At 68.2% G+C, this 16,414-nt stretch carries 16 protein-coding genes and 2 riboswitches; of the genes, 5 read left to right on the top strand and 11 right to left on the bottom strand.

Translation table 11 applies throughout. From position 1 onward, the window contains the following. Positions 1-9: 9 nt before the first annotated feature. The gene (locus ACS0OT_RS17720) at positions 10-720 is read left to right on the top strand and encodes a hypothetical protein (protein ID WP_065196880.1); all 711 of its coding nucleotides are present in this window, start codon (positions 10-12) and stop codon (positions 718-720) included. A 93-nt stretch (positions 721-813) separates the two neighbouring features. Here the strand turns inward: ACS0OT_RS17720 and ACS0OT_RS17725 are convergent, their stop codons facing one another. After that, positions 814-1,590 carry an SDR family oxidoreductase gene (locus tag ACS0OT_RS17725; protein ID WP_005419635.1) on the bottom strand — a complete coding sequence of 259 codons (777 nt, stop codon included), beginning with the start codon at positions 1,588-1,590 and terminating at the stop codon, positions 814-816. A 112-nt stretch (positions 1,591-1,702) separates the two neighbouring features. Here ACS0OT_RS17725 and ACS0OT_RS17730 point away from each other — a divergent pair, with 112 nt between their 5' ends. Next, positions 1,703-1,915, top strand: coding sequence for a hypothetical protein (locus ACS0OT_RS17730; protein ID WP_065178801.1), 213 nt, complete (start codon positions 1,703-1,705; stop codon positions 1,913-1,915). 98 nt (positions 1,916-2,013) lie between these two features. Here the strand turns inward: ACS0OT_RS17730 and sppA are convergent, their stop codons facing one another. From sppA to ACS0OT_RS17750, 4 genes are all read right to left on the bottom strand, one after another. After that, positions 2,014-3,936: a signal peptide peptidase SppA gene (sppA, locus tag ACS0OT_RS17735; protein ID WP_171956146.1), complete on the bottom strand. Its 1,923-nt coding sequence runs from the start codon at positions 3,934-3,936 to the stop codon at positions 2,014-2,016. Between the two features lie 115 nt (positions 3,937-4,051). Continuing rightward, complete coding sequence (locus ACS0OT_RS17740; RefSeq protein ID WP_005419642.1) at positions 4,052-5,416, bottom strand: MATE family efflux transporter; 1,365 nt, start codon at positions 5,414-5,416, stop codon at positions 4,052-4,054. Positions 5,417-5,622: 206 nt separating this feature from the next. After that, positions 5,623-6,204 (bottom strand): DUF3106 domain-containing protein, encoded by a 582-nt coding sequence (locus tag ACS0OT_RS17745; RefSeq protein WP_032954564.1) that lies wholly within the window; start codon positions 6,202-6,204, stop codon positions 5,623-5,625. Beyond that, positions 6,197-7,201 (bottom strand): hypothetical protein, encoded by a 1,005-nt coding sequence (locus ACS0OT_RS17750; protein ID WP_065178803.1) that lies wholly within the window; start codon positions 7,199-7,201, stop codon positions 6,197-6,199. Before ACS0OT_RS17750 ends, ACS0OT_RS17745 begins: the two co-directional genes overlap by 8 nt. 412 nt (positions 7,202-7,613) lie before the next feature. Between ACS0OT_RS17750 and ACS0OT_RS17755 the strand changes: the two genes are divergently transcribed. Beyond that, entirely contained in the window at positions 7,614-9,791 is a 2,178-nt protein-coding gene (locus ACS0OT_RS17755) for a primosomal protein N' (RefSeq protein ID WP_005419648.1), read from the top strand. Positions 9,792-9,887: 96 nt separating this feature from the next. On the opposite strand, the gene ACS0OT_RS17760 is transcribed toward ACS0OT_RS17755, so the two are convergent. Together ACS0OT_RS17760 and ACS0OT_RS17765 are read right to left on the bottom strand one after the other, a co-directional pair. Then, the gene (locus tag ACS0OT_RS17760; RefSeq protein WP_005419650.1) at positions 9,888-10,508 is read right to left on the bottom strand and encodes a glutathione S-transferase family protein; all 621 of its coding nucleotides are present in this window, start codon (positions 10,506-10,508) and stop codon (positions 9,888-9,890) included. 111 nt (positions 10,509-10,619) lie between these two features. Continuing rightward, positions 10,620-11,399 carry an NYN domain-containing protein gene (locus tag ACS0OT_RS17765; protein WP_049470953.1) on the bottom strand — a complete coding sequence of 260 codons (780 nt, stop codon included), beginning with the start codon at positions 11,397-11,399 and terminating at the stop codon, positions 10,620-10,622. 123 nt (positions 11,400-11,522) lie between these two features. On the opposite strand from ACS0OT_RS17765, the gene ACS0OT_RS17770 reads away from it, so the two are divergent. Then, positions 11,523-12,803 (top strand): NAD(P)/FAD-dependent oxidoreductase, encoded by a 1,281-nt coding sequence (locus ACS0OT_RS17770; protein WP_164229839.1) that lies wholly within the window; start codon positions 11,523-11,525, stop codon positions 12,801-12,803. 80 nt (positions 12,804-12,883) lie between these two features. On the opposite strand, the gene ACS0OT_RS17775 is transcribed toward ACS0OT_RS17770, so the two are convergent. From ACS0OT_RS17775 to ACS0OT_RS17785, 3 genes are all read right to left on the bottom strand, one after another. Further along, the gene (locus ACS0OT_RS17775; protein WP_065178806.1) at positions 12,884-13,336 is read right to left on the bottom strand and encodes a hypothetical protein; all 453 of its coding nucleotides are present in this window, start codon (positions 13,334-13,336) and stop codon (positions 12,884-12,886) included. A gap of 3 nt (positions 13,337-13,339) precedes the next feature. After that, entirely contained in the window at positions 13,340-13,771 is a 432-nt protein-coding gene (locus ACS0OT_RS17780) for a nuclear transport factor 2 family protein (RefSeq protein ID WP_442255920.1), read from the bottom strand. Positions 13,772-13,842: 71 nt separating this feature from the next. After that, a complete protein-coding gene (locus tag ACS0OT_RS17785; RefSeq protein WP_005419660.1) occupies positions 13,843-14,109 on the bottom strand; it encodes a GIY-YIG nuclease family protein in 267 nt (88 codons plus the stop codon). 40 nt (positions 14,110-14,149) lie between these two features. After that, positions 14,150-14,239: riboswitch (glycine riboswitch) on the top strand. A gap of 13 nt (positions 14,240-14,252) precedes the next feature. After that, a riboswitch (glycine riboswitch) is annotated at positions 14,253-14,356 on the top strand. Positions 14,357-14,440: 84 nt separating this feature from the next. On the opposite strand from ACS0OT_RS17785, the gene ACS0OT_RS17790 reads away from it, so the two are divergent. Beyond that, positions 14,441-15,058: a trimeric intracellular cation channel family protein gene (locus ACS0OT_RS17790; RefSeq protein ID WP_005419661.1), complete on the top strand. Its 618-nt coding sequence runs from the start codon at positions 14,441-14,443 to the stop codon at positions 15,056-15,058. A gap of 248 nt (positions 15,059-15,306) precedes the next feature. Here the strand turns inward: ACS0OT_RS17790 and ACS0OT_RS17795 are convergent, their stop codons facing one another. Further along, positions 15,307-16,380 (bottom strand): 3-deoxy-7-phosphoheptulonate synthase, encoded by a 1,074-nt coding sequence (locus tag ACS0OT_RS17795; RefSeq protein WP_010481143.1) that lies wholly within the window; start codon positions 16,378-16,380, stop codon positions 15,307-15,309. Between the last annotated feature and the right edge of the window lie 34 nt (positions 16,381-16,414).

Genomic DNA, 16,414 nt, shown 5'->3' on the forward strand with positions numbered 1-16,414 from the left:
GCTGTGCGCATGAAGAACCTGATCTGGCTGGCCCTGGGCCTGTTCGCCGGCAACGCAGTGGCCGACGACGGGGTGATCTACCGCTGCACCTCCAGCAACAGCGATGTGCCCACCCTGCAACGTACGCCCTGCCCTGCCGGCAGCAAGCAGCAGGTGGTGCGGATTCCGGCCGCTGCCAGTGCGTCGCCCACGCCGACCCCTGTGCCGTCGCCACCCGAACCGGCGGCGGCGGGTATGCCGCCGGCTTCCGCGCCCAGCCCCCGCCGCCCCGGCGAAGGACGCACGATCATGGAAGCCGGCATGGTCGAACGCGAAGGCGGCGATCTGATACTCGACAGTGCATCGCTGCCACGCCAGGCTGATGCCGCGCCGGACAGCAATGCGCCGCCGAAGCCGCCGCTGCCGCCCATCTTCCAGTGCACCGACAGCCAGGGCGGTGGCTACCTGCACGAATACGAAGCTGCCCCCGGCCGCTGCGAACTGATGACCGTGCAGGGCCTGGGCGGCGCCACACCGGTCAATGCTGCAGGCTGCGAAGTGGTGCGCGACCGCTGCGAGGAACTGCCGGAAGCGCAGCGCTGCAGCAGCTGGCAGCAACGCTTCCGCGACGCACGTGGCCGCGAGCGGTTCGCCTCGCCGGAGAACCGCGACAAGGCCCGCGGGGAACGCGAACGGTTGCAGGGCGTGCTGGAGGCCAGCAACTGCCCGGTACCGGGGTGACTGCCATGCGGTAGTGCCGGCCGCCGGCCGGCAACTGCAATCACCTGAAGATCCCGTGGTTGCCGGCCAGCGGCCGGCACTACCACCGCATGATCAGAACCCGTAGCGCAGGAAACCGCCATCCACTGCGATGCATTCGCCGGTGACATAGCTGGCCGCCGGCAGGCACAGGAAGCCCACGGCTGCGGCCACTTCCTCCGGTTCACCGATGCGGCGCATCGGCGTGCGGTTGACCACTTCCTCGTAGTAGTCCGGGTCCGACAATGGACCGGACGTGCGCCGCGTGCGGATGTACCAGGGCGCCACCGCGTTGACCCGGATGCCATCCTCCGCCCACTCGACGGCCAGGTTGCGCGTCATCTGGTGCATCGCGGCCTTGGTCATGCCATAGACCACGCCACTGCGCACGTGGGTCAGGCCGGACACGCTGCCGACGTTGACGATGGACGACGACGCATGCCGCGCCAACAGCGGATGCGCGTAGCGCGACAGCTCGAAGGCCGAGAACAGGTTGGTCTCGAAGATCTTGCGCCATTCGTCCTCGGAATACTCCGTGGCCGCCTTGGTGACGTTGCCACCGGCGTTGTTGACCAGGATGTGCAGGCCATCGCTGTGGTCTTCCACCCAGTCCAGGATCTGCCGGCGGTCCTCGTCATCGGAGACATCGGCAGCCAGCGCGTGCACCTGGTGCTGCGGATACACGTCCAGCAGTTCGTCGCGCGCCGTCTCCAGCATATCGATGTCACGGCCCACGATCATCAGGTCGGCACCGAGGCCGGCCAGTTCGTGCGCGATGGCCAGGCCGATGCCGGCGCTGGCGCCCGTAATCAGGGCAGTCTGGCCGTCCAGGCGCCACCGTTGCTGGGTCATGTGTCCTCCGGGGCCGCGCCCGCTGTGTTTCGATGCCGCAAGGATACGCGCTCACGGCGGCGCTCGGCCGGGGATGCGACACTTGCCCATACGCCCACCGCGGAGAGCCGCCATGCGCATCCTGATCCTGTCCACGTCGCTGCTGGCCAGCCTGCTGCTGGCGGCCTGCCAGCGTCCGCCCACGCCGAACCCGGAGAAGCCACCGGTGCCACGAGCGATGTCGCGTGCGATCAACGAGCCGCTGGACCGCGCCAAGGACGTGCAGAAAACCGTCGATGAGGCTGCCGCGCGTGAGCGCAAGGCCGAGGCCGACGCGGCGCAATGACCGGTGGGGTCAGAGCCCTTTGCGAAGCCAAGGGATCCGACCCCATGAACGAAAACGCCCGGCCTGAGCCGGGCGTTTTCATTCGATAGCGTTGCCGGTCAGAACCCGCAGAAGCAGTACGCCAGCGCCTTCACCGGTGCGCCGTTGCCCTTTTCGCGGGCCGCGTTCTCGACGAAGCGCAGCTGCGTGTCCACTTCCGGCATCGTGCGTGCCAGCATCATCCGCGCCATGCCCGAATCGGACAGCATCCAGGCACCGGCACGACTGCCGGCGAAACCGCTGACGAACTGCGCGAACGGCGTGGCTGCCTTCTCGATGTAGCGCACGCGATAGGCATCGGACTTGCCCAGCTTGGCGCGGCTGGCCGCATCGGCCACCGCATCCCTCAGGCCACCGAAGGCATCGACCAGGCCGCGTTCCTTGGCCTGTGCACCGCTCCACACGCGGCCGCGGGCCACCTCGTCCACGGCCTCGACCGGCTTCTTGCGCGCGTCGGCGACGCGACCTGTGAAGTCGGCGTAGCCTTTGTTGATCACCGACTGGATGACCTGTCCCACGGCCGGATCCATCGGGCGGGTGACATCGAATGCACCCGCAAAACGGGTGGTGCCGACACCGTCAGTGTGCACGCCGATCTTGTCCAGCGCGCGGCTGAAGTTCGGTACCATGCCGAAGATGCCGATCGAACCAGTGATGGTCGACGGATCGGCGTAGATGCGATCGGCATTCATGCTGATCCAGTAGCCACCGGAGGCAGCCAGGTCGCCCATCGACACCACCACCGGCTTGCCAGCGGCCTGCAGCGCCACCACTTCACGGCGGATCTGCTCGGAGGCGAACACCTCACCGCCCGGCGAATCGACGCGCAGCACCACGGCCTTCACGTTGTCGTCGTCGCGCGCGGCGCGCAACAGCGCTGAGGTCGACTCGCCGCCGATGCGGCCGGCCGGCAGGTCGCCACCGCTGATCTCGCCGGCAGCCACCACCACGGCCACCTGCGGACGCGAGTCCACCGGGTTGCGGCGGGCGTCGAGCAGGGCCAGGTAACGGCCGAAGTCGACGTTGCGGAAACCACCGTCGGCGTCTTCGTCGGCCACGCCGCGCTCGATCATCAGATCCTCGAATTCCTCGCGGGTCTTCAGCGCGGTCACCAGCTTCTGCTGCAGCGCGAACTTGGCCAGGTCGCCACCGGCGGCGGCAATGCCTTCCGGCAGCGTGTCGATGCCGGCAGCCAGCTGTGCCGGATCCAGGCGGCGCGCCTTGGCGATGTCGCCCAGGTAGCGCTGCCACACATCGTTCATCCAGAACAGGTCGGCTTCCTTGGAGGCCGGCGACGCGGCGTCAAGCACGTACGGTTCGGCCGCGGACTTGTACTCGCCCACCTTGAACAGGTGCACGTCCACGCCCAGCTTGTCCTGCAGGCCGGTGCGGAAGTACTGGCGGTAGCGGCCGAGGCCTTCGAGCACGACCGAACCCATCGGGTCCAGGTAGACCTCGTCGGCCTGTGCAGCCAGCAGGTACTGCGACTGGCCCATGCTCTCGCTGTAGGCCACCAGCTGCTTGCCGGAAGCGCGCAGGTCCTGCAGCGCGGCGGCGACTTCACGCAGCGAGGCGAAGCCCGACGGCTGCAGCTTGTCCAGCTCCAGCACCACGCGCTCGATCTTCTTGTCTTCCTTGGCCGACTCGATCACCCGCAGCAGGTCGCGCAGCTGGATCTCTTCGGCACCGTTGTCACCCACGGCCTTGGCCAGTGCGCGGCTGACCGGATCGGCACTGAACTGCTCGACCAGGCGGCCTTCCGGCGCGATCACGAGCGTCGTGCGGTCCTGCAGCGACTTGCTGGCACCGGCACCCATGCCGGCGGCGATGACGAACATCACCAGCAGCAGGAACAGCAGGCCGAAGAACACCAGGTTGAGGATCAACCGGCGGGTGAAGTTCATGACGTCCCACAGCCCGATGAAGAAACTGGCGACGGGGTTGCGACGTGCCGGGGGCAGCGGGGGCACGGGTTGATTCATGGAACGCTCCGGATGGCTTCTTGCCGTGGTACCAGCATAGCCGGTGCCGCGCGATGCGGCATCGGACACAAGTCAGGGGATCGCCCGCCATGGGTCGGCATGGCGGGCAGGACGATCAGGACAGCGCGGACTGCCCGATGCGCTGGCTGCTGCGGCGCAGGCGCCAGCCCATCAGGATGGCAGCGGCGGTCAGGCCGACGATCAGGCCGATCCACATGCCCTGCGGGCCCATGCCCAGCCCCAGGCCGAGCCCGGCGCCGAGCGGCATGCCCAGGCCCCAGTACGCGAACATGGCGATGAACATCGGCACGCGGGTGTCCTTGAGGCCGCGCAGCGCACCCGCCGACAGCACCTGGATGCCGTCCGGGAACTGGAAGGTGGCCGCGTACAGCAGCAGGGTCGAGGCCAGGCCGGCCACTGCCAGGTCGTTGGTGTACACACCGACGATGGCATCGTGGCCGAACAGCAGCACCGCCGCTGACAACGTCTGCGTGCCCATGATGATCGCGTAACCGGCCCACGCCGCACGCCGTACGCCGAAGCCGTCACCACGGCCGACCGCATGGCCGACGCGCACGGTGGTGGCCTCGGCCACGCCCATCGGGATCATGAAGCACAGCTGCGCGACGTTGATCGCGATCTGGTGTGCCGCCGCTTCATTGGCACCCAGGCGGCCGATCAGCAAGGCGGTGACGATGAACAGGCCGCCTTCCATCAGCACGGTGATGCCGATCGGCAGGCCGGTGCGCAGCAGCTCCCAGATCGCCTTCCAGCGCGGTCCCTCGAAGTGGGAGAACAGCTGCAGATGGGCAAAGCGCTTGGTCCGCCACAGATACAGGGCGAATGCGGTCGCCTGCAGCCACATCATCACCGCCGAAGCGATGCCCAGGCCCTCGGCCCCCAACTCCGGGAAGCCGAGCTTGCCATTGGCCAGCACGTAGCCCATCGGCGCCAGCACCAGCAGGCCACCGAAGCCGAGCAGCATGGTCGGCAGCGTCCAGTGCATGCCCTCGCTGAGATAACGCATGCAGAAGTACAGGGTCAGCGCCGGGCCACCCCAGCGCACCGCATGCAGGAACGCAGTCGCCCCCGGCACGATGTCCGGCGCGATGCCGAAGGCCGGCAGCAGCGGCGGCACCACGGTGAGGAAGGTGAACATGATCAGCCCCAGCCCCAGCGCCAGCCACAGTGCCTGGCGGAACAGCGGGCCGATCTCGCGCTCGCGGCCGGCGCCGTGCAGCTGCGACACCGAAGCGGTGAGGGAGATCAGGGTGCCGATCGGAATCAGCATTGGCAGCCACAACAACGCCGTACCGATGGTGACTGCGGCAAGGGTCGCCGTAGCGTGGTGGCCGGCAATCACGTTGTCGACGAAGGAGATCAGACCGGTGGACACATGGCCCAGCACGAGCGGCAGGGCGAGCAGACCGGTGGCGCCGACTTCCTTGCTGAAGCGCGGCGTGGAGGTTGCAGTAGACATAAGGTGCTTGACGCGAACTGCGGTTGCGCGCGAAGGGCACAGGCACCGGGTTGCGGGCGCCCATCTTACGCGGGCGGCGCCTGCATTCCCATGACATGGCGTGAATGCTGGGTTTCAGCCGCCCCAAGCAAAAAGGGGACGGAGGGGATTAAGTCGCATTCGGCACTGACTGGCCTGATACGACTTAATCCCCTCCGTCCCCTTTTCTACTGGCCGGCCTGGCGCTTTAGCCAGCTGTCGCGCTCGGCGGCGGGCACGGCGAGGAAGGCGCTGCGTACCGTGTCGCGTTCCTGCGGCGGCGTGCGCTGCGCGACCAGGGCCAGCTGGGCCAGCTGCGCCGGGTTGAGCTGGCGCAGCACGGCCAGCGCGGTCTCGCGTTGCTCCGGTGGCACGAATCCGAACAGTCCGTGCAGCTTGGGGAATTCAAGGCCCAGCTGCGGGCCCAGCCGCCATCCGGCGCGGAACGCCTGATCCTGCGCCTGGAATTGCTGCCGCATGCGCTGCTGTTGATCGGCCGGCAGCGAATTGAAGCGCGCAGCCGCCTGACGGATGCGCTCGCGCTCTGCTTCCGGCAATGCGCGCCAGGCGGCGTAGTCGGCACGGCGCTGTCGCTGCTGCTGCGTATCCAGCTGAGCGAATTCGGCAGGTGCTGTTGCAGCGGCCGACGCCGGCGTGGCCGGCGAACTGCCCGGAACCGGTGGCGGCAACGGCACGCTCAACGGCTGCGGTGCGGCGGACAGCGACAGCGGCAGGGCCAGCAGCAGGCTGGCGAGCACGGACTTATTCATCGGCGGCAGCCGTTTCCAGCGTGGCACTGGCAGGCTCCGGCCGGCTCGGCTTGGCTTGCGATTCATCCACCGGCAGCGGGCCGCCCGCGGCAGTCCACGCGTACAGGTCGGCATCGGCGACCAGCGGGTAGTCGCGATCTGCCAGCATCGCTGCGTCATCATTGGCTTGCGCCTGGCCCGCGTCCGGTATGGCGTCCACCTTGCTCGGTGGCAGGGCTTCCACGGTCACCGGACCGGCTTCGCCCACCACGCCCTCCGGCAAGGGTGCATCGCTGCCGAACGAATGTCCCTGCAGGTGGCGCCACCCCAGCGCGGCGGCCAGCAGTACCGCCACGGTCACCAGCAGGATCAGCGGACCGCGCCAGCGCGGCCTGGCATTCGCGCGGCGGCGCTTGCCGTTGGCGGCCGCACGCTCGTCCCGCTGCGGTGCGCGCCAGCTGGAGGCCGGTGCTTCATTGTGGGCGGCGGGTGCGGCCGGCTGCTGGAGCTGCTGCAGGCGCGTGGCCGGCAGTTCACGGATACGCGCCTGCACCTGCTCGGCCAGCTGGCGCCAGGCTGCGGCGTCTGGCTGGCCATGGGCATCCCGCGGGCACGCGTCAGCCAGCAGGTGCTGGTATCCGGCCTCGTCCTGGTCGAGCACGCGCATGGCGATGCCCTCGTCCAGGCTGCCGCCCACCCGCAGCAGCAGCGCCAGTCGTGGAAGTGGCGGCATCGCGCCCAACGCGGCCAACGACGGCGCCCACTGCCCGCCCGCCGGCTCGCGCAGCGCCTGGCGCTGGCCCAGCAGGGTCCAGAAGCGGGTCGGCCATTGCGCCATCGGCAGGTCGCTGGCGACCGCCGCAAACGCGCGCATCACTGCCACCAGGGTCTGCTCGGCACGGGCGGCATCGCCGCACTGCAGTTCAGCCACCACCAGGGCGCGGCGTTCGACGCCACGCAGGAACGCCGACAGCGCGCCGGCCGCGGTCGAGGAAACAGGGGCGGGCACAGCCGTCATCGGTCACTCCAAAGGTCTGCCGGCATGATAGCGGCAGCCCATCGGCACCCGTAGGACTTGCGCCCACAGGCACTTCGTGCTGCAGGTTGTGCACAGCACCACGCTCCCCGCGCGGGAAATTGCGGCATGCCGCTGAATTCACTCTGTTTCAGCAATGTTTCACACTCAAGTTGTTGATTTTGAACGCCTTTCAAGTGTGGCGATTTTTTGACCAACCCAAGGGTGAGCTCGTCGCCATCGGCCTCCTGCGTTCCCGTCGACCGGTAACGCACAACGTTATCCACAGAACATGTGGATAAGCCTGAATCTCCAATGGACACCGATATTTAGGTGACATTTATGATTCAACGGTCGTGCCCGGGCACGTCTGCCCCCTGCCATTCGCGCGCGCATGGCCCGTTACACTGGCCCGATGCTTTCGCCCATTCCGACCCTGCAGGTCGCCCTGCCCGTCCCCCTGCCCCGCCTGTTCGACTACCTGTCGCCGGAGGGCGATGGCCCCACGGCCGCGGTCGGCTGCCGCCTGAAGGTGCCGTTCGGCAATCGCGAGCTGGTCGGCGTGGTGGCCGGCCACGGCCAGACCGACGACGGCCAGGGACTGCGCCAGGCGCTGGCCTGGTGCGACCGGCAGCCGCTGCTGCAGGGCGAACTCTGGCAGAGCCTGCAGTGGCTGGCGCGCTACACCCATGCGCCACTGGGCGAGGTGCTGAGCACCGCCCTGCCCGGCCCGCTGCGCCATGGCGAGGCCCTGCCCGACACCCACCACTGGGGTTGGCAGCTGACCACCGAAGGCCACGCCCAGCGCGAAAAGCTGCGCGCCGGAAGCCGTCCGCGGCAGCTGGCCGAGCTGCTGGCAGGAGCGATCGTGGATGAGGACGTGCTCGGCGAACGCATGGCCGACTGGCGCACCGCTGCACGCAGCCTGGCCAAGCGCGAGCTGGCCGAGCGCGTGGCGATGACGGTGGCACCGCAGCATGCGCAGCCGCTGCCCGGCCCCACGCTCAACCCGGACCAGGCCGGGGCGGTGGCTGCGATCAACGCTGCCGACGGCTTCCAGCCGTTCCTGCTGGACGGCGTGACCGGCAGCGGCAAGACCGAGGTCTACCTGCAGGCGATCATCCATTGCCTGGCGCAGGGCAGGCAGGCGCTGGTGCTGGTACCGGAAATCGGCCTGACCCCGCAGACCCTGGCACGTTTCCGCGGCCGCCTGGGCATCGCCGTGCACGCCTTGCATTCGGGGTTGAACGACAACGAACGCGCGCGCGTCTGGGCGGCCGCCTCCCGAGGCGAAGCGCGGGTCATCGTCGGCACCCGCTCGGCGGTTTTCACGCCATTGCCGCAGGCCGGCCTGCTGATCGTCGACGAGGAACACGACGGCAGCTACAAGCAGCAGGACGGCATCCGTTACCACGCGCGCGATTTCGCTCTGGTGCGCGCCAAGGCGCTGGGCATTCCGGTGCTGCTCGGCAGTGCCACCCCTTCGCTGGAAACGCTGCACAACGCCTACGCCGGGCGCTACACGCACCTGCGCCTGAAGCAGCGCGCCGGCGATGCGCGGCCACCGCGCGTGCGCATCCTCGATGTACGCAAGCGGCCGCTGCACGATGGCCTCTCGGCCGATGTGCTGGCCGGCATCGGCGAACACCTGCAGCGTGGCCAGCAGGTGCTGGTGTTCAAGAACCGCCGTGGCTACGCACCGGTGCTGCTGTGTCACGACTGCGGGTGGACCGCGCCTTGCCAGCGCTGCGATGCGCCGATGACCGTGCATGGCGGCGGCCGACGCCTGCAGTGCCACCACTGTGGCGCGCGCCAACCGGCGCCGTTGGCATGCCCGGCCTGCGGCAGCCTGGCGCTGCAGCCGCAGGGCATCGGCACCGAACGCCTGGAAGAACACCTCACCGCCGCCTTCGCCGATTTCCCGGTGGTGCGCATCGACCGTGGCACCACCTCACGCCGCGATGCGCTGGAGCAGCAGCTGGCGAAACTGGGCGACCAGCCCGGCATCCTGGTCGGCACGCAGATCCTGGCCAAGGGCCACGACCTGCCGAAGCTGACCCTGGTGGTGGTGGTCGGCATCGACGAAGGCCTGTTCTCCGCCGACTTCCGCGCCAGCGAGAAGCTGGCGCAGCAGCTGATCCAGGTGGCCGGTCGTGCAGGACGTGCGCGTGACCCCGGCGAGGTCTGGCTGCAGACCCATCACCCTGGTCACCCGCTGCTGGAAACCCTGGTGAGCGGTGGCTACCACCCGTTCGCGCAGGCCGAGTTGAACCAGCGGCAAGCCGCAGGGTTCCCCCCGTTCGCGCACCTGGCGCTGATGCGCGCCGAAGCGCAGCAGGTCGAGCACGCCAATGCGTTCCTGCTGGCTGCGCGGCAGTTGCTGGGCGAGCAGAACGTGGTGGAGGCGTACGGCCCGATGCCGGCGCCGATGCCGCGGCGCGCGGGCTACCAGCGCACACAGCTGCTGCTGTCGGCGCCGCAGCGGCCACCCTTGCATGGCGTGCTCGCGCAGCTGGTTCCGCAGCTGTATGCGCTGCCGGAAGCACGCAAGGTGCGCTGGTCGCTGGATGTGGATCCAACGGACCTGTATTGAGGGGTCAGAGCCCACCCGTCGGGTGGGATCCGACCCCGATGCCCTGGGGTCGGATCCCTTTTCGCAGAAAAGGGCTCTGACCCCGGACGCCTTCGCTTACGTCAGCGGCGACATCACGCCGCGCTGGTAGGCCGGGCGCTCACGCAGCCGCGCATACCAGTCAGCCAGATGCGGCAGCTCCGGTCGCTGGATCGGCAGCTCGTACCAGGCGTAGACCAGCGAGCCCAGCGGGATGTCGCCCATCGCGAACTTCTCGCCCGACAGCCACGGCTGCCTGGCCAGGGTAGCGTCGGCCATCGCCAGGTAGTCACCGGCGCGCACGATGGCGGCATTGATCCGCGCTTCATCGCGGTCGGCCGGCGCGGTGCGCATGATGCCCCAGACCAGGTCGCTGTACAGCGGCGCCATCCGCGACGTGCTCCAGTCCATCCACTTCTCGGCCTGGGCGCGTTCCATCGGGTCCTCAGCGTACAGGGTGCCCAGTGCATAGCGGGCGCTCAGGTAGCGCACGATGGTGTTCGATTCCCACAGCGGCAAGCCGTGGTCTTCGATCACCGGCACCAGGCCGTTGGGATTCATCGCCTGGTACTCCGGGGTCTGCGTACCACCATGGCTGCCACCGACTTCGATGGATTCGTACGGCAGGCCGATTTCCTCGGCGCACCACAGTACCTTGCGGACGTTGCTGGAATTGCGGCGGCCCCAGATCTTCAACATGCGGGTTTTCCTTGCTGGCAATGCGAGCGGCAACGATACGCCTGATCGGGTGGAGATGTGCGTGCCGGATGCGGGATCTGGCATCCGGGCATTGCCGGCCAGCAGCAGGCACTACCTGTTCTTTTTTGGCAGCGCGCGCACGTAGGACGACTTGCCGTCCTTCTTCAGCTCGAACAGGCCGATCGCCGCCAGCAGGTCGCTGAGCTTGCCGTAGCCATAGTTGCGCGGATCGAACGAGGCCTGGTTGCCGATCTGGCTGCCGACCGGGCCGAGGTGCGACCAGCCATCCTCACCCTCGGCCGCGGACACCGCACGGCGCAGCATCTTCACCAGCCGGGTGTCACTGCGCATTTCCGCACCGCTCTTGCGTGGACGCGCATCGTCGTTGGCCACCGGCTCGTTCGAGGCCTGCTCGCTGGACGCCTGTTCGGCATCGGGCACGCTGGCATGGGTCTGCCCCAGTGCCTCCAGGTAGGTGAACTTCGAGCACGCATTGACGAATGGCTCGGGCGTCTTCTTCTCGCCGAAGCCATATACCTTCACGCCATCGGTCAGCAGGCGCATCACCATCGGGGTGAAGTCCGCATCGCTGGAGACGATGGCGAAGCCATCAAGGTTGCGCGCGTACAGCAGGTCCATGGCATCGATCACCATCGCCATGTCCGAAGCGTTCTTGCCCTTGCTGTAGGCGAACTGCTGGATCGGTCGGATCGCATACTCATGCAGCACCGCTTCCCACCCTTTCAGTCGCGGGCTCTTCCAGTTGCCGTAGGCACGGCGCACGTTGGCCACGCCGTAGCGGGCGACTTCCGCCAGGACCTCGTCGATCTTCGAGGCCGGCGCATTGTCGGCGTCGATCAACAGGGCGATGCGCTTTTCCGGTTCGCTCATGGGCTCCTCACGGGCCGTTGCCTGAACCCGAGTATCGCCGATCCGGGCAGGCGCTGACGTGACAGGTGGCCGCCGTGCGAAGATGCCAGGCGCTTCCCCCGATGCCCCCACTGGAGTGAGTCGATGAGTCGCGAGCGCGTTCCCCACCTGGTCGTTGTCGGCGGCGGTTTTGCCGGTCTCTGGGCCACCCGTGCCCTGGCCCGCGAGCGCATACGCATCACCCTGGTCGATCGCCGCAACCATCACCTGTTCCAGCCGCTGCTGTACCAGGTGGCCACCGCCGGCCTGTCCGCGCCGGATATCGCCGCACCGCTGCGCCACATCCTCGGCCACCAGCGCAATGTGGAAGTCCGCCTCGGCGAAGTGGTGGCCATCGACAAGCGGGCGCGGCAGATCCGCATGGCCGATGGCAGCACGCTGGACTACGACAGCCTCCTGCTGGCCACCGGCGCCACCCACGCCTACTTCGGCAACGATCAGTGGGCCGATGATGCGCCCGGCCTGAAGACGCTGGACGATGCCATCGCGCTGCGCCGCAAGCTGCTGCTGGCGTTCGAACGCGCCGAGGCCGAACCGGACGCGGCGAAGAAGGCGGCGTGGCTGAGTTTCGCCATCGTCGGCGGTGGTCCCACCGGCGTCGAACTGGCCGGCACCCTGGCCGAGATCGCGCGCCACACGCTGCGCAACGAATTCCGCCACATCGACCCGGCCAGCGCCAGGGTGCGGCTGGTCGAGGCTGGGCCCCGCGTGCTGTCCTCGTTCCCGGATGTGCTTTCGCTGAAGGCGCGCCGCCAACTGGAAAAGCTGGGCGTGGAAGTGCTGACCGGTACCCCGGTGAGCGACATCGACAGCCAGGGCTTCAAGCTCGGCGAACAGTTCGTACCGGCGCGCACCGTGGTCTGGGCCGCCGGCGTGGCCGCTTCACCGCTGGCGCGCACGCTGGACGTGCCACTGGACCGCGCCGGACGCGTGCCGGTGCAACCGGACCTGACCCTGCCCGGTCACCCGGAGCTGTTCGTGGCCGGCGACCTGGCCGCACTGAGCCAGGCCGACGGCAAGCCGGTACCCGGGGTGGCACCGGCCGCCAAGCAGATGGGCAAGTACGTGGCCGAGGTGATCCGCGCGCGCCTGCACGGCAAGCCCGAGCCCGGCCCGTTCAATTACGCCGACTACGGCAACCTGGCCACCATCGGCCGCATGGCCGCGATCGTGCACCTGGGCCGGCTGCAGCTTTCCGGCGTGCTGGCCTGGTGGTTCTGGCTGGCCGCGCACGTGTTCTTCCTGATCGGCTTCCGCAACCGCATCGTGGTGCTGCTGAACTGGGCAGTCGCGTACTGGAGCTACCAGCGCAGTGCGCGGATCATCTTCGGTGATGACCAGGATGACCGGCGGCCGAGGCGGTAGGGCTGCACGCAACGGGGTCGGATCCCTTTCCACAGGAAAGGGCTCTGACCCGGTCAACACCCTCCACGCATGGCGTGGATCTACTGGTTCATCGGGCCACCGGGCACCCGCCGTTTCGACCAGGTCCGGCAGAAGTCCTCCTTCCTCGCGGTGTCGGCAATCTGCGCGGCACTCCAATGCCGGGTGATCCAGATCGTCAGTGCGGTACTGCTGAGATGCCAGCGCAGCATGCCGCGCTGCGGTTGCCGCCACAGGTAGCGCCGGGCAATCCAGAAGGCCTCCCGCTCCACTTCAGGCACCTTCTTCATCGCGTCCTTGTCGAAGAACTGGGCGGTAAAGCGCCAGGGGTTCATCGGCTGGTATCCCGCCCGTGGCTCGCTGCTACACGCAGCCACACCACTGGGCGCACGGTCGGCCGGCGTCGGCCGACCGCCTGCCAATGCCAGCCCGAGCAGGTACAGCAGGCCAGGCAGCAGCGCGATGCCGGCGACCAGCACGACGACGGAGATCCATGCTTTGCCGGCGGCACGCATCGCTCACTGTGCCTTCGGCTTTGGATACCACAACGCGTTGACGATGACCCAGCGCTGGTCGAAGCGCCCCATGTGGAAGTAATCGACGAACCACGGGGTCTCCAGCCGCACCGAGGCCGCGTTGCCGGTCACGTCCAGCACCGTGCAGCGACGATCCCATTGATCCTTCGGGGTCTTCAACGCGCCCTGCTTCGTCAGCGAGACCAGTTCTTCCTTCGACATCCGGCGCAGGCCCAGGCGTTCGTCGGGTGTATCGCCGAGCACAGGGCGCTTGGCCAGGTCCGGATGCAGGGAGCGGGCGACGCGCTGTGGGTCCGCCTCCAGCTGGCCATCGACGTAGTCATGGCAGGTGGCTTCGATGGCCGCGATCGTGGCCGGGTCGGGGGCAGGGCTCGTTGCTGCGGAAAGAGCAAACAGCAGGGCGATCGTGGACATCCGGGTCTCCAGCTCTGGGCGCGGGGCGATCATCGCATGGGCCGGGTAGCCCATCCACGCGTGGCGTGGATCTACAGGACCGGCGCCTGCAGCCAGGCCAGCTTGCGTTCGCGGGGCTGCTGCTTGAGTTGCCACTCGGCGCGTGAGGCGGCGGCCCGGTCCGGGTATTCGCGCACGGCCAGCACGCGCAGCGGTGGCCGGGCCCGGGTGTAGCGCGCGCCCTTGCCGGCCTGGTGGGCGGCGAAACGCGCATCCACGTCGGTGCTGATGCCGGCGTAATAGCTGCCATCGCGGCATTCGAGCAGGTACAGGAACCACGGGCGGAGGGACGGGGCCATGCCCGGATTATGCCGTGCTGCACTGCAGCGGATATACTGGCGCCCGAATGCAGGAGAGTGGCGCCGCGCTGGCGCCCGCCGAAGGCGCAGGCTCCCATGATCGCTCAGGCCGGTGGGCTGGAATCCCACCAACCATGCATTCGACTCGCCGAGCTGGAGAGAGGTCACCGGGCACGCCCGGGACGATCCGCCGAAGGGGCACGCGGCCAACGCCGCTGAACTCTCAGGCAAAAGGACAGCGGGAGCGGCACCGGTCATCGTCATCCCGTCATTGCGCAGGCAGTGGTGGCAGTTGCGCATGGCCGGCCCCACCGCGCCCGGAGCCTGTTCCATGCTGCTGTCCATCATCTACCTGGTTGCCATTTCCGCCGAAGCCATGACCGGTGCACTGTCTGCCGGCCGCCGCCGCATGGACCTGTTCGGTGTGGTCATGATCGCCTGCGTCACCGCCCTCGGGGGCGGCTCGCTGCGCGACATCCTGCTCGGCCACTACCCGCTGGGCTGGGTGAAGCATCCCGAGTACCTGGGTTTCACCGTGTGCGCGGCGCTGATCGCCACCTGGGTGGCGCGCTGGATGCACCACTTCCGGCGCACCTTCCTGGTGCTCGATGGCCTGGGCCTGATCGCCTTCACCCTGATCGGCTGCTCGATCGCGCGCGAGGCCGGCCATGCGATGCCGATCGTGCTGATCGCCGGCATGCTGACCGGCGCGTTCGGCGGCGTGCTGCGCGACATCCTCTGCAACGAGGTGCCGCTGATCTTCCAGAAGGAGCTGTACGCGATCATCGCGCTGCTGACCGGCGCGGCGTATCTGTTGCTGCTGCACTGGGGCGTGGCCGACGCCACCGCGATCCTGTGCTGCCTGGGCGGCGGCTTCGCGCTGCGCCTGCTGGCGATCCACTATCGCTGGGAAATGCCGAAGTTCGTGTACCACGACGAAGTGCATTGAGCCTCTTCGTAGCGTCGAGCCATGCTCGACTGCGCTTTGCAGGAAGCCAACGCGCGTCGCGCGCACGTCGAGCATGGCTCGACGCTACAAATATCGGCATCACCACCCCGGCGATGTACCTGGCGCTGTCGCTCATGCGCAGCGCCAGGCGCATCGCCGGTGCAGATGGGCCGGTCTCCAACTCCGGCCGGCCCTGATCGCGGCCGCACCCCCGCAGGCGCTGGCCGCCATCCACACACGTGCCGCACTCAGGCGGCTTCGGACACCTTCACGTCGCGACGGGCGCGCACGGCCGCAGCCAGTCGCTCCAGCACCGTCACGGTGGTGTCCCAGTCGATGCAGCCATCGGTGATGCTCTGCCCGTAGACCAGCGGCTGGCCTTCCACCAGTTCCTGGCGGCCACCAACCAGATGGCTCTCGATCATCACGCCCACGATGCGCTGTTCGCCGTCTTCCAACTGAACGGCGATGTCGTCGATCACCTTCGGCTGGTTCTCGGGGTTCTTCAGGCTGTTGGCATGGCTGGCATCGATCATCAGGCGCGCCGGCAGCTTGGCCTTGGCCAGCACCTGGCAGGCCTCAGCCACGCTGCCAGCGTCGTAGTTCGGTTGCTTGCCACCGCGCAGGATCACATGGCAATCCGGGTTGCCGGTGGTCGACACGATGGCAGTGCCACCCTGCTTGGTGACCGACAGGAAATGATGCGGGTTGGATGCCGCACCCACCGCGTCGGCGGCGATCTTCACGTTGCCATCGGTGCCGTTCTTGAAGCCGACGGGGCACGACAGCCCCGAAGCCAGCTCGCGATGCACCTGGCTTTCGGTGGTGCGTGCGCCGATCGCGCCCCATGCCACCAGGTCGGCGATGTACTGCGGCGAGATCACATCGAGGAATTCAACACCGGCCGGCAGGCCGAGCTTGTTGATGTCGCGCAGGAGGCCACGGGCGATGCGCAGGCCCTTGTCGATCCTGAAGCTGCCGTCCAGGTCCGGGTCGTTGATCAGGCCCTTCCAGCCCACCGTGGTGCGCGGCTTCTCGAAGTACACGCGCATGACGATTTCCAGCTCGCCAGCCAGCGCGTCGCGCAGCGGCTTCAGGCGCTGGGCGTACTCGATGGCGGCCTTCGGGTCGTGGATCGAGCACGGGCCCACCACCACCGCCAGGCGGTCGTCACGGCCGTGCAGGATCTGGTGCAGGGCCGCGCGCGAGGCGCTGACGGTGTCGGAAGCCTCATCGTCACAGGGCAGCATCGCCAGCAGCTGGGCGGGCGGTGTCAGCGGTTCGATGGTGCGGATACGCAGGTCGTCGGTGTGCGGGGGCATTGCAGGAGATCTCCGGAACGTTGGGGGTCCCCAG

It is taken from the genome of Stenotrophomonas maltophilia group sp. RY12688, from assembly GCF_052149045.1.
Classification (GTDB): domain Bacteria; phylum Pseudomonadota; class Gammaproteobacteria; order Xanthomonadales; family Xanthomonadaceae; genus Stenotrophomonas; species Stenotrophomonas sepilia.